Genomic DNA, 12,387 nt, shown 5'->3' with positions numbered 1-12,387 from the left:
TCATCACGAGGACCATCATGACCACTCCCGCCAAAGCCGAGCCGCGCAAGCTGGCCGATTTCCTGTGTTTCGCCATTTACTCGACGAACTTGGCGTTCGGCCGCGCCTACCGCCCCATCCTCGACAAGCTGGGCCTGACCTACACGCAGTACATCGCCATCGTGGCGTTGTGGGAAGAGGATCACCAGACGGTCGGCGCGCTGGGCGAGAAGCTGTTCCTGGAATCGAACACGCTGACGCCTATCCTGAAGAAGCTTGAGGCCATGGGCTATCTGCGCCGCGAGCGCGACCCCGGCGACGAGCGCCAGGTGCTGGTCAGCCTGACGGCGGCCGGCCGCGAACTGCGCGAAAACGGCCTGAACATCGACCTGGTCCAGGCTTGCGGCCTGACGCCGGAAGAATTCCCGCAAATGCGCAACGCCGTCAAGACGCTGCGCGACAACCTGATCAAGTCGACGGCGGACAAGGGGTGAGCGGTGCTAGCATCGGGTTGGAGCATGACCGGATAAGGGTTCCTCATGAACATCATCGCTTTTATCACCGCTGCGTGGGAGCAATTCCAAAATCTGCTGGAAGATAAAGAGCTCCTCAAGATTGCAGAGGAAAGATTGAATGACGGGCTGGCGCCGATAAAGGTCAGCCTGGATGATTTGTGACCTTCAATTCCCCCCAAAAGGCGAGACAGCGTGCAAGCTCGGATAAGGGCGAATAGGCCCGGAAGTATGCTAAGGTAATACCAATACATACCAACCGATTCCCGAGGCGCACTGTGACAATCGCATCCACAAAACCCATAGCGATCAAAATCGATCAGGAAACGCGAGACCGCGTCAAACGTCTCGCGGATTTGCGCCAACGTACGCCTCACTGGTTAATGAAAGAAGCCATCGCGCAATACCTTGATCGCGAAGAAAAACGCGAAGCATTCCGCCAGGACGCGATCAATGCGTGGACGGAATACAAGGATACCGGCATGCATGTCGATGCGGCAGAGGTGACAGCATGGCTGGAAACGTGGGGGGATGAGAACGAGTTGGCGCCGCCCAAATGCCACAAGTAAGATTTGCTCCGGCCGCGCTGCGTGATCTCGAGCGGCTACGTGAGTTCCTGCGGGAGAAAAATCCGACGGCGGCAAAGCGTGCGGCAGCAACCATCATCAAGGCCATTCAAGTGCTAGGCCAACAACCGCAGATTGGCAGACCAGCACCAGAAATGGATGCGGCTTACCGGGAACTCCTGATCGACTTCGGTGACTCCGGCTACATCGCACTGTATCGCTACGAGGGAGATAGTGTGACTGTCCTGGCGCTGCGCCATCAGAAAGAAGCCGGATATTGACTCAGAACGGGCGCGCCATTCGGGCCCGCACTGATATTGATTGATGGAGCGGGTGAAGGGAATCGAACCCTCGTCGTATGCTTGGGAAGCACAAGCTCTACCATTGAGCTACACCCGCGTTGGCTGCATTCTACGCGGCTTTGTATAGTGTTGACAACGTCAGCAAGTACCCTGCTTTTACGACTTAGGAGTAGCTTTCGCTCGCCAAGAGCGCTGATCAAGCCTACGGGACAGAGGTTGAGGCGGAACAGAGTCGCGTCAGAATCCATCAGACCTTCTGACGTATCCGTAGCGACTCGCAATCCATGCTGGGTTGCGAAACGTTGGCAATGGGATGTATTGGGAAATGCGATAGCTCGGCCAAACAGATCATGGTCTCGTGCCCAAGGACGGCAAAGCCTTGCTCGACCCGTCTGATCTTCTCGATCTGCACATGCGAAGCGCAAACAGCTATTTGTCGCCTAGATCTATCGTCATGTAATCTAATGGTATCGCCAAATCGCTACGTAAGCAGTTCAAGTATACTAGTTCGCTAGGACTAAGTAACGGTTCACCAACTATAAAAAGCTTTGCTGCTCGCTGATAACCAGGCCAATAGGAATATTCAAGTATTTGCCCTAAACCTTGACGAATACACGCCCGAGCAGAAGAAGCCGTTTTTATTTCATAAAACCAGTAGCCTTCGTCGTGTCTTACAACTAAGTCTATACTTAAACCATTTACTCTAATTTCAGTTCCCACATTCTCAGAACCATACAAAAGACTCAAGTTCTTATGCAGCTCATATTGAATGTCGTTATGTCGAAGCGTAATATCAAGTGATTTTTCTTTCACACTGCCACCAGTCACAGACGGCTTTCTTTTGCAGCCAGGTCGAAAAGAGAACTCCTCATAATTAACATCAAATACATTTTCCTCAATTACATCGCTCCTAGTGTACAAATACAATGAGTATAAACGATCCAATGTTTCTAAAATTAATTGATAGTCAATATTATTTCTATTTTGCGTTCCACCAAGGAAAATAAATTCACCTTCCCTAACCTTCTCTTTTGGAATAGATGAAGGTGCGCATTCCCCATCTCTTTCATTCTTGAAATGATAAGACATTCGTAGATCAGAAAAGCGACTACTGTTCTCAGATAAGTACTCATTGAACAGTACTATTTGAGGCAAGAGTATCTCGATGTTTTGCAATGACTGGCTGAGCTCAAGCGAAAACGCCACGCCATATCGAATAAGATTTCCTTCCAATCCAATATTAAACTGTAACTCCTTGCGTCCACCGTAGTGCCATCCCCAATCCTCAAATACAGTTCTTTGATCAAACAACACCTTGGACGGCAATCTTGATAATTTTCCGATCCTCTTCCTATCTTTTTGAAGTGAGCCGACCCTATAGTGGAGCGCCAGACTATTTATTTGATCTGCAATTTTTGCCAATAAATGCATTTTCTGTATATTTTTTATATTTCGTTATTTATATATTTAAGCATCACGAGGTTGTTTGTATGCCTTGGACAATGAACCTATATTTTTGTTAAGCGTTGGTTTGGAAATTCTTAAAATAAGTGATTCTACGTGCCGAGGGAAATCGCTAGATCTTGCACCTCCCACATCATAAGCTGAGATATATTTCACGATCTCAGTTCTGCACTTTGGAATATTCTTTACACCTTTGGGGAAAGCAATATGGATAGGTCGTTTTATCGCAGATGAAATCTCTGCGAGCAACTTTTTAGCTTTTCCGATATAGATCAAGCCGCCCATTGAGTCATAGAAGGCATAAATTCCTGGGTCATTCGAATGAACACCAAGTATTGCTTTTAATTGGGTCTGCAGAGGCTTTTGACTCTCGAATTCAGCAAATTCAGAAATTACAGTAAACTCTGGAACAAAAGCACACTGAATAAAATACTCAAGGGTATTTTTTTGTGGAGTACGGGAACCAGAGACCCAATTTTCTATAGTCGCTACTTTATACCCAGACAGATGTGATGCTCGGGAGACGTCACCGGCATAGTACTCTGCAATTATGTATTGCAAGACGTTTGATCTTGATATCATCACACATCACTTTCATTTTAATTGCGAATATGCGTTTTTTAAAGCTGGATTAAAATATTTGAATTTTAAAAAACTATAGTCGCGAATGAGCTGGCTATACAATATAGATTTTTTCTTCCGCGCACGTATCTTTGACCCAATCTAGATCCCCGGGGCCAAGGCGAACTGCGAAAGACCCGGTTGACAACCGCCCTTCGGGAACGTCAATAAGCCTACTCCAGTGATTTGTTCCGTGTTTACCATTCTCCTTACGCATAACAAGAGCCACGGTGTCATTTTCAAAGTAATACTTTATAAACTCGCGAATTTTCATTGCTTCTGCTCTGTCGAACAGCCGCTTAGCACGATCAGCCCGTTTGAATGGATGACCACGCCTGAGCCCATCGGCCAAACCGGTGGTTAATATATGTCGAAGCGCTGCTTCTGAGATGCAAACCACCTTCCAGGGGTATAAATTTACCGCAGCCGTCTCAAGGGTAGTTTGTTTAGTTCGAAGATTTATACCCTTTGCTTCAAAAAGCAAAGAGTAAATTTGATATATGAACTCCTCTGCTTCTTTAGTGGGCGTGTGAGGCTTGTTGAAGGGTGTAAAGTCGACAGGGTGGTTCATGGAATATTTAGAATTTACAAAATGAATCTAACAGCGGCTAAATCAAAAATAGACATTTATTCAATTTACAACACTATCTCTCTCTATGCAAGAGATAAAAGTACTTCGTGCAACATTACCAATTAGATTGGTTGCAACAGCGTCAACTGTTCCGCCTACAACTCCGCCGACAAAAGGAACAATTTTCACTAAATTAATAACGCCCTTTTCGCCAAATTTTGTTAGGAGTCTAAATCCAACTTTTTGGTTGATAGCAGTTATTGTTTTCCCCGATATATTTTTAATGGCATTTGTCGCAATTTTTGAGCCTACGACAATACCCACATCCTTCAATATATCCTTCGCAGCGTCACCTGCTAGACATGCATACACCAATGTCTTGACTCGGTCGCTATTTAGATCTTGATTGCACATCTTGGCAATAGCTGCAATCATTCTAATCTGCACATACATAACTGATGCTATGTTTGCAGGAATTGTGACAGGCATGGTTAGTATTCCACCAAGTCCGGTTAAGAAACCAGACGTTCCGGCCTTCGTATTTTGCCATCTAATTAGCGAGTTTATTTTTTCCTCAAGGGTGCCACTACCGGCTAGATATTCGTTCGCCATTTCTTCAGCAGAATCTAAACCTGCGACTCCGTTTACCGCCTTCTCATAAGCCCAATCCAACGCCTGCATTACTTTGGTATGTGTTAATTCATTGGCCATATGCTCGTCCTAGGTTGGCTGCTAAATTTTAAAAATCGTAACCACAACATAGCATAGCTATTTCCTGTTGGCAAAAAAAATCTGTCATATTCAAAGGCCAAGGGAAATGTGATATTTGGATAGATTTTAAGACGTACGTCAGAAGCGTTTGCACCTTCAGACCTACACTCGCAAATGTAGAGTCTGTGCGCTACCGACGGTAAGCGAGCTGGTCGTGTAGTAGGAAATGTGATAATTGCCAAATGGCATCAGCAGTTTGGTAAAGTCTGTGTCACGTAATGTTCCTACGCATGATATGAATAGTGCTTCAGGTGGAGCGTGTCCCCGCAGCCTTTAGCCGACTTTGCGCCGACTCACTTAATCTAAAATTCTAGACCTTGAAGCATTACTCCTCCCGATTTTTCAGAGGAATTCCGCCATGAATCGACTGCGCTGGCCGACTAATGTCTGTCGATGTTGTATCTCATGCATTACAGTAAATAATTCTTGTTGTTTTAAGAATTAAATGACAATATCGTAACGTTTCCCGGTTTCTCTTTCCTCGTGGAGCGTGCGACGCATGAAAAATCTCATAGGCGTGATTGCAGTGGTGCTGACAGCCATTCTAGCTGGCTGGGGCGGCTATACATTTGGCAGCAAGAATCTCGGGGCAGTCCGCGCAGAGTTGGATGACGTCAAAAAAAAGGCGGCGCAGCTTCAAGTGCTCGTCGACAATTCGCAAAAACGTCTGGACGAAGCGTTGGCTAAACTTGACCGCGAGCATGCGGCGAAAATCAAGGAGATTCAGCGCAATGCAGAAATACAGCGCAAGGAACTAGAGGCATCCTTGGCCAAAGCCGAGGAGCGGATCAAGAAGAAAGAGACAGAGATTAGCGCGGTAAAAGATGCGCGTGCCAAGATCGCCGAGGACTTGAAAACGGCAAAAGGCGATGCGAAAGCCGCGCTTCAGATGAAGGACAAAGATTTGGCCTTTCTGCAAAAGAAGCTAGAGGAAGCTAAAGCTGGGTTGGTGTGCCTTAGCGCCAAGGTTCCTGCCGCCGAGATAGAGACTCTTAATAAACCCCTCCAGTAAGGACTCTCTCATGAAATCCATATTGCTCCCCTCGATGGCAGTCTGCTTGTTTGCCGGGTGCTGTCACCAAGTCGCGGTCATCGATGAGTCTATCCAATGTAGTCCGCCGGCTGGTTTTCCCTCGACGTGCCAACCGCGAGCAACGATAAAAGCCGACGCAACCTATACGGATTTAATTCTTGTCGCTCAGGAGGATCGCAAGAATCTTGAGCTGTGCGGCGCGAACTATGCGAAGTTGATGGGTCGGGCAGAAACCTGCCGGAAGGGCGTTGAAGCCCATAACGAGGAGATTAAGAAGGCTAACGCGGCCAACAAGAAATGAAAACGCCACCCTTCGGGGGGCGTTTAAAATACTTGGTGGCCCGAGAGTTCGAGAGGATGTGGCGAAAGGGGTAAATGAACATCGATGCTTGTGTCAACCAATCACCAGTGAGCGGCCTCTAGCCCCTCGTTGTTGGTACCTAGTTTGAAGCGCTGATATTCGCGCTCCCCGCCAAAGAACACGTTGCTGTCGACATTATCGCCGATCCCCTTTACGGTGAGCGAGGCCGTGTGTTGCCAAATGGTCCAGGGATTGTTGCCGCGTAGACCGAGGTCGGCGTCGGTTGGGGCTGTGGATTTTCTATAGACTGCAAGCCAGATCATGTAGCGATTAAATCGCTCGTCCAATATTGCGTTAAGAAATGACCTAGTGCCGTAAATCAAAGGGATTTTTTCATAGCGTTTATGTAGCCGCGCCGTAAGATCTAAAATGGAGGCTTGGAGCTGCGCTTTGCTATATTTTGAGTAGCAGGCGTGCTCACGTTTGTTAAATGAAGCGGGCGCTTCGGTCAAAACTAATGCAATCGGGAGCGAGGATGCGTCCTTGGGAACGATGCGCGCTACCAATTCCTCCTGTTGCAGAGGCGTAAGGCAGTAATCAAATGTATGGATGGCCCCCCTGTCCAGCCCAGCTAGCTTAGCTTCACTCCAGTGTTTGCTGAACGACATATCTTCGCCTGCCCAACTGCTGGACCTCATGTAAGCGAATCTCAGTTCGTTCTTTTTCTTAACGGTCTTCCAATCAATTTGACCTTCATGGACACTCACATCAATGCCGCGGATTGGATAGTCTTCTTTTGCAGAAAAGATCTTGAGGTCCGGGCGACCAGGTACGCTGCTCCGAGGCCCCGGCGATACATGTATTGCTTGAGCACCTTGCTTTACGCTAATGGGTGATAGGAAAAAGAATCCGCCCCGCGCATGACTATCTTGAATTGGACCAATCCAAGTTTTATCGAGGTGTATATTGTTTCGTCGATTAAGAATTTCATATTCGGTATCTAGGTAGCTATTAAGTGCTCCCAAACGCACAATGCCACCCTGCTGCTGCAGTTTTCCGTCTGCGTCCATAATGCGCAAATATTCACGATCGGCGGCACCGCTCTTGATACCAGCTATAAGGTTGTCAAAAAAAATACTGCCGTCGCCTTTACGACCTAGAGACGCCGATGTATGAAGGTCCGAGGACGCGGTCATCGCATAGGCGCCGGGTTGTTCCGTTGTATTCATGCTTCCACCACCGTTGCCTTGTCCATTGTCAAATAGATGGCCACCATAACAGGCATTGATGAGGGCTAGGACATGAAAATAGTTGATGGATAGGGTACTTAGGCGGTCTCGCAAATCATTCATGCGATAACTATTGGCAAGGTCGTCAGGATTTTTGGCGTTTGAAAGTAAAAAAACCGCTTTTCTTGCATTGCTGCTGTCTACACCGTGTCCGGAGTATGCGAATACAAGGCGCGTCTTTTTTATCATTTCAAGACCGAGCTGTGGTAAATATTGTCCAAGGAAATATTCGATATTTTCTGTCGTTGCGTCTTGATTGCGAAGAACAATGACTTCGTCGAATTTTTGATCGGACTTAAAGAACTCACGTAAGTTGTCGACATCGGCTTTAGCAGGCGCTAGATTTTTTCTCTCCGGAGGGAAATTACTATAGGTATCAATCCCAACAATCAAGGCAATTGAACGTATGCTTTTAGCATCTTTGACTCCAAGCCGCTCAGTGATTCTTAAATCATGTTCAATAGTTGGCTTGGTGTATTGTTCAAAGTATTTGCAGCGCGCCAGTGTGTCTACCTCGGCACCGTTGGGACAAGTTGCTGCTTCCACAGAACCGTAAAGCAGCCAAAGGCTGATGGCTATATGTTTGATCATGGCTCAAAGCGCTGCAAGTTAAGTTTGCTATAAAAATCGGCTTCCTTACCCTTGAAGATATTTGCATCAAATCCCCCTTCAAACCCCGCTGTCATTCTGGCGTTTTCAGTGTACTGCCAGAGTGCCCACGGCATTTTTTTCGGCACATTAAGGGTTTCCACTGCTCGGGAAGATGCCGAATAATCGGCAATCCATAATGGATATGCACTGAACTCAGCTAGCCGATCTGAGCCGACACGTTCGCGCCACCAGACCAGCGATGTGTAGATCATTGGCCTTCGACCAGTTTGTTTTTCGACTTCCTCCAGCCATGCTTTGGCCGCAGCGACAATCTGGTCTGCTGTTTTGTTTTGCCAGCGATCCTTGGCCTTCATACTTGCCTTGTCCCACTCAAGATCCATCACCGGAGGCATATCTGTTGGCTTGAGGCCACCGTTCTGGGACAAGAACTCCACAAAGGTCGAAGCTTGTGCCTTAGCATCTTTCTCTGCACTAAGGAAGTGATAGGCTCCCCTATGAATCTGCTGTCCTTTTGGCAGCTTATCGAGTTCCTTCCAAAACATGGTGAATTTCCCGTCCATGTAGCCAGTGCCTTGTGTCGCCTTCAAATAGGTGAATCGTATTTGTTTTTTACTTAATGACGCGATCGGAAAGTTTGATGGTGTGTAGTGAGAGAGGTCTATGCCGAATATTGAATCGGTGCGGGCTTTTTTTTCCGTACCGCCAGCGTCAGCTGTCTCGTCATACAGGGCATCTTTGGGAAAATAGAAGTCACTTCGTAATTTGAATTCAACAGTATCGGTGGTTTCGATTTTCTCAGCCTTTTTCCTTATGAGCTCAGAAAAAAGTTCTTTTCTGGAAGGTTCATTAATCAAAGGTTTGAGATTTTCGGCGTGAGTTACCGATGTAATGAAAATGAGGAAAGGGATGGTCAAGGCTGCATGGGCTACTTGCATATTGTCACCATAAAGGATCATCGTTCGCGGGGATTGATGGGTATGTTGTGATTACAATACCATTGTATAGCCCTACTCCTACCAAGCGGAGCTGGTTTTATTTGGGAGCGTTGTTTTCTTGATATTTTATGTCGGCGCCGATACACCCAAGCTCTGCTGGATATGCCAGCGCTCCAAGTGCAAATCGATAGAATCGAAGCGACGTTGTCGAAGCACTATCGTGGTTGCGCCCATACGCCGCGCCACTAGATAAAGCGCAATCGATAGGACCGCCGGTTTCGAAACTAATAAATCCTTTCGGCTTCAGCTTTCCAGCTCTCAAAGCTTCTGACGTAGCTCTAGAAACCCTGGATTCATGCGGGTCTTAAACGGATACCCTCGCGGATGTGATGGGAACTGTGGTGGTTGCTCACCGAAAAATCGCTTTGGAGCGGCGATGGTCAACACCATGAAGTGGCCTGGCCTTGACCTTCAAACTAGCTGTTGCCTAGTTTTCGAAACCTGTTGATGGTAAAGGCTCCTTAACCAAGCGAGCCTACATCATGAACGCTAAGACTACTGCAACCGAACTGCCCAAGGCAACGACCGATCAGAAATCGGCAGCACCTGCCGCCGCGACGACCACGCCGCAAGCTGTTGCACCTGCATCGCCAAGCGGAGCTGGACCGATTAAAAACGCCTCTACGCCGATTTCATCGACGCCGACGGCGGATACGACAGCGAATGAAGGAAAGAGCGATGCTGGCGTTTCTTCTGCGGTCAAAGCCGAGAAGAAACCGAAAGCACCGACGAAGATGGAAATTGCCTCCGCCATCTACTTGCGCATGTCCAAGCAACAGGACGTAACCCGCAAGCAGATCGTCGAACAGTTCGTCGCCGAAGCCAAGCTGAGCGCTGCCGGTGCCAGCACCTACTACCAATTGATCAAGGCGAAGCTGGGTTGATCAAAAGATCTTCGGACGAGACAATCGCTAGGCAAGGTCAAGGCCGCTTTCAAAATACTGCTTAAAGGTCATGCCATCATCGAGCTTCCAGTTGTCGCGTCCGTTGATCGAGTATCCCGTGACTATTCCGGCCGCTTGCGATGCGGTCTTGAACATATGGTCCCGTTTGAAGATCATCTTCTCGTTTGAGTTTGCGAGTACTCCAGATGCAATCAGCGTCTGTCTCAATGCGATAGCCCCACCCGTAAGACTCGATGCAGGTGTTAGGGCTGCATCTGATCCTTCAAAGACGACCATACCCTCATCGGTCCAGACAGCTCGGGCGTGTAGACCGCTTACCCGAAGATGAAAAACAGAAGACGGCTCAAGAACCTTGGCTGCAGGCGTAGGAAGGTTCTTGACCAAGGCAGCAATTCGCGGATCCATGGCGTTTTCACGAACGACAAGGGGGTCCAGCAGGCGATGTCCCAATACCCCCAATAGGGTCTTGGCAAAAGCTAAGAACTCCTCCATTGCATCTCGATCCGCTCTAGGTAAAGACGGAAGTGCCGGTGCCACGTTGTTTTCAAGTTGATAGCGTTTTGCTTCACCTGCCATCGACACCAGCCGTGCCTCCAAATAGCGCACGTGAGCCTTTGTAAGGTTTTCGTCCTTGCTGCTGAAACTCACCAACTCCGACCAGAACTCCTTCCCAGACAGGTGGCTGTGCAATCGATCAGCGAGCACTTCAGCTTCGCCGATATATGCGATTTCGGCCCCGGTCTCATCATTCACCCCGAACAGGATATAAACGCCAGGGCGCTGGACCTCCGGCCACTCGCGCAATTCGCTGAAAAGCGAACGCGGGCAGGCAAGCGCCTGTCCAGTCCAATTTGCTATTTCGGCATGGCGAATGCCGGCTACCGTTTCGTTCGGCAGGTAGATCCTTATGCTTTTCCCCATTTTCGCATCCTGGCTTGTAATACCAGAACAATAACAGAACAGAAGAGCGCGCTCCTATGGAGAAAATAGTCACTAGTCCCGCATGGACAGGGCCGCGCCACAACAAGGCCGAGCTAATTGGCCTTTTCCGCCAGTTCAGGCTTCGACGGGAGGCGTCCGTCGGCAATCATCTTCGTCAGCCACTGGTCGAGGAAATGGTTCAGTTCCGCCTTTGCCAGCGGGCTGAACGCCATCAGTTCTGGGCAAAACACTTTCCTCGAACCGAAGCAATCGGTGTACGTCAATACCCCGACCGTTTCAGCCATCAAGTACACCTCAATGGTCATGTCCGGGTCAGGTATCGCAGCACCGTGCAGGCGTTCGAGATAGTGGCTCATGCGCAGAACCAAGCGGCGCTTGTGCCGTTCGATCACATCGATATTGACATCGTTGTGGCCGAGCGCTGTGAGCTTGGCGGGCCCTTTCATATCATGCAAGTCGGGGAGAAGTTGAAGCAACTTGCGGTAGTTCTGCTGATAGAGATCCATGTCGATTCCACGTTGATTGCAATACGGGAACCATCCATGGAAAAACGCAAACGGACAACGCAACCTCAATATGCCTCACACGAGCGCCGATGTGAGAATGTGCGTATTTTTCATCTCAGCAAGATGGTATTCTTGCCAGCATCAGGCTGAGTTCGACCCAAAGCGGCTTGTCGACAGCTCGCCACTACAAGGTATTGAATTATTTAGATACGGCGTTTAACCAATCTTCGGGCATTATGAAAAAAATTCTTCTCGCTACTCTATTAATCTTTCCATTGATTAGCTTTGCTCAAGAACAGGTCGATGGGGCGAAAACACCACCCACCACTAAACTAGAAGCATTTTCTGCGCGTACTGGTATTGTTCTCGTTAAAGGATATACCTCACTTGGTACCGTCAACGGGATGGGGCGGGTTTCTATCGATGTGCGCGAATTCCGCGATGCTAGCAATCCCAAATCTGCGCAGTATGGAGTAGCATTCGAAGTAAAGGAATCCGGGCGTCTTGAACGAGAGAGCACTTCATTCATTGACGAAGACGAAATTGACTCACTTATGCGCGGCCTAGACTACATTAGCAAAATTGATCGTGGCGTTACGACGTTTGGTAATTTTGAGGCACACTATAAGACCAAGGGAGACTTGTCATTTGTCGTGTTTTCTGGTCGTGCCGGTGAAATAAGTTTTGCGGTCTCCAGTGGTCGCATTGGAAAGACGCAAGCATTCCTAAAACTTTCAGATATCGATCAGATTCGATCGCTGCTAGGCGATGCAAAGAAAGCAATCGCATTGGCAAAGCCTAGCGCAAAATGAGCGTGAGGCGGTGTCCAACTAGTCAATCTACTGAGCCGCTGTGGAGCACGCTGGTCACGAAGATTCACGGATAGTTTTCGGATATCTTCGGTAAGGACTTGCAGTAATTGGCCAACACCAGGCGCTTTGCTTAAGGGGCCGCTTACCTAAAGATCTAGGGAAGTGCTGATTTATTCGTTTTCTGAAACTCCTCTCCGTGATAAATC

Annotated in this window: 16 protein-coding genes and 1 tRNA gene; 8 read left to right on the top strand and 9 right to left on the bottom strand. The window is 48.2% G+C overall.

The window, feature by feature from the left end; all coding sequences use genetic code 11:
- Nucleotides 1–17 precede the first annotated feature (17 nt).
- From ACCD07_RS24470 to ACCD07_RS24455, 4 genes are all read left to right on the top strand, one after another.
- Nucleotides 18–473 carry a MarR family winged helix-turn-helix transcriptional regulator gene (locus ACCD07_RS24470; RefSeq protein WP_176655687.1) on the top strand — a complete coding sequence of 152 codons (456 nt, stop codon included), beginning with the start codon at nt 18–20 and terminating at the stop codon, nt 471–473.
- 45 nt (nt 474–518) lie between these two features.
- The gene (locus ACCD07_RS24465; protein ID WP_413448850.1) at nt 519–656 is read left to right on the top strand and encodes a hypothetical protein; all 138 of its coding nucleotides are present in this window, start codon (nt 519–521) and stop codon (nt 654–656) included.
- A 113-nt stretch (nt 657–769) separates the two neighbouring features.
- The gene (locus tag ACCD07_RS24460; RefSeq protein WP_353404331.1) at nt 770–1,060 is read left to right on the top strand and encodes a CopG family ribbon-helix-helix protein; all 291 of its coding nucleotides are present in this window, start codon (nt 770–772) and stop codon (nt 1,058–1,060) included.
- On the top strand, nt 1,048–1,338 hold the full coding sequence (locus ACCD07_RS24455) for a type II toxin-antitoxin system RelE/ParE family toxin (RefSeq protein ID WP_413448849.1): 291 nt from the start codon (nt 1,048–1,050) through the stop codon (nt 1,336–1,338). Before ACCD07_RS24460 ends, ACCD07_RS24455 begins: the two co-directional genes overlap by 13 nt.
- Nucleotides 1,339–1,382: 44 nt before the next feature.
- Here the strand turns inward: ACCD07_RS24455 and ACCD07_RS24450 are convergent.
- The 5 genes from ACCD07_RS24450 to ACCD07_RS24430 all read right to left on the bottom strand — a co-directional run bounded on the left by ACCD07_RS24450 (nt 1,383) and on the right by ACCD07_RS24430 (nt 4,726).
- Nucleotides 1,383–1,456 (bottom strand) — tRNA-Gly (locus tag ACCD07_RS24450).
- A 332-nt stretch (nt 1,457–1,788) separates the two neighbouring features.
- Nucleotides 1,789–2,781: a hypothetical protein gene (locus ACCD07_RS24445; RefSeq protein WP_413448848.1), complete on the bottom strand. Its 993-nt coding sequence runs from the start codon at nt 2,779–2,781 to the stop codon at nt 1,789–1,791.
- A 45-nt stretch (nt 2,782–2,826) separates the two neighbouring features.
- On the bottom strand, nt 2,827–3,384 hold the full coding sequence (locus ACCD07_RS24440) for a hypothetical protein (RefSeq protein WP_413448847.1): 558 nt from the start codon (nt 3,382–3,384) through the stop codon (nt 2,827–2,829).
- Nucleotides 3,385–3,499: 115 nt separating this feature from the next.
- Nucleotides 3,500–4,015 (bottom strand): hypothetical protein, encoded by a 516-nt coding sequence (locus ACCD07_RS24435; RefSeq protein WP_413448846.1) that lies wholly within the window; start codon nt 4,013–4,015, stop codon nt 3,500–3,502.
- Nucleotides 4,016–4,075: 60 nt separating this feature from the next.
- Entirely contained in the window at nt 4,076–4,726 is a 651-nt protein-coding gene (locus ACCD07_RS24430; RefSeq protein ID WP_413448845.1) for an EcsC family protein, read from the bottom strand.
- A 559-nt stretch (nt 4,727–5,285) separates the two neighbouring features.
- On the opposite strand from ACCD07_RS24430, the gene ACCD07_RS24425 reads away from it, so the two are divergent.
- The gene (locus ACCD07_RS24425) at nt 5,286–5,798 is read left to right on the top strand and encodes a hypothetical protein (protein WP_413448844.1); all 513 of its coding nucleotides are present in this window, start codon (nt 5,286–5,288) and stop codon (nt 5,796–5,798) included.
- 10 nt (nt 5,799–5,808) lie between these two features.
- The gene (locus tag ACCD07_RS24420) at nt 5,809–6,120 is read left to right on the top strand and encodes a hypothetical protein (protein WP_413448843.1); all 312 of its coding nucleotides are present in this window, start codon (nt 5,809–5,811) and stop codon (nt 6,118–6,120) included.
- A 101-nt stretch (nt 6,121–6,221) separates the two neighbouring features.
- On the opposite strand, the gene ACCD07_RS24415 is transcribed toward ACCD07_RS24420, so the two are convergent.
- Complete coding sequence (locus ACCD07_RS24415) at nt 6,222–8,000, bottom strand: GH25 family lysozyme (RefSeq protein ID WP_413448842.1); 1,779 nt, start codon at nt 7,998–8,000, stop codon at nt 6,222–6,224.
- Nucleotides 7,997–8,956: a GH25 family lysozyme gene (locus ACCD07_RS24410; RefSeq protein WP_413448841.1), complete on the bottom strand. Its 960-nt coding sequence runs from the start codon at nt 8,954–8,956 to the stop codon at nt 7,997–7,999. The genes ACCD07_RS24415 and ACCD07_RS24410 overlap by 4 nt, the downstream gene beginning before the upstream one ends.
- Before the next feature lie 542 nt (nt 8,957–9,498).
- On the opposite strand from ACCD07_RS24410, the gene ACCD07_RS24405 reads away from it, so the two are divergent.
- Nucleotides 9,499–9,900, top strand: a complete 402-nt coding sequence (locus tag ACCD07_RS24405; RefSeq protein WP_413448840.1) for a hypothetical protein — start codon at nt 9,499–9,501, stop codon at nt 9,898–9,900.
- A 27-nt stretch (nt 9,901–9,927) separates the two neighbouring features.
- On the opposite strand, the gene ACCD07_RS24400 is transcribed toward ACCD07_RS24405, so the two are convergent.
- On the bottom strand, nt 9,928–10,842 hold the full coding sequence (locus ACCD07_RS24400) for a GIY-YIG nuclease family protein (RefSeq protein WP_413448839.1): 915 nt from the start codon (nt 10,840–10,842) through the stop codon (nt 9,928–9,930).
- Nucleotides 10,843–10,955: 113 nt separating this feature from the next.
- A complete protein-coding gene (locus ACCD07_RS24395) occupies nt 10,956–11,369 on the bottom strand; it encodes a DUF1249 domain-containing protein (protein ID WP_413448838.1) in 414 nt (137 codons plus the stop codon).
- Between the two features lie 167 nt (nt 11,370–11,536).
- Between ACCD07_RS24395 and ACCD07_RS24390 the strand changes: the two genes are divergently transcribed.
- Nucleotides 11,537–12,181, top strand: coding sequence for a hypothetical protein (locus tag ACCD07_RS24390; protein ID WP_413448837.1), 645 nt, complete (start codon nt 11,537–11,539; stop codon nt 12,179–12,181).
- Nucleotides 12,182–12,387 lie beyond the last annotated feature (206 nt).

Source organism: Duganella sp. Dugasp56, assembly GCF_047304105.1.
Lineage (GTDB): Bacteria > Pseudomonadota > Gammaproteobacteria > Burkholderiales > Burkholderiaceae_D > Rugamonas > Rugamonas hordei.
The sequence above is the reverse complement of the archived record's forward strand: the minus strand, read 5'-3'. Positions and strand labels throughout refer to the sequence as shown.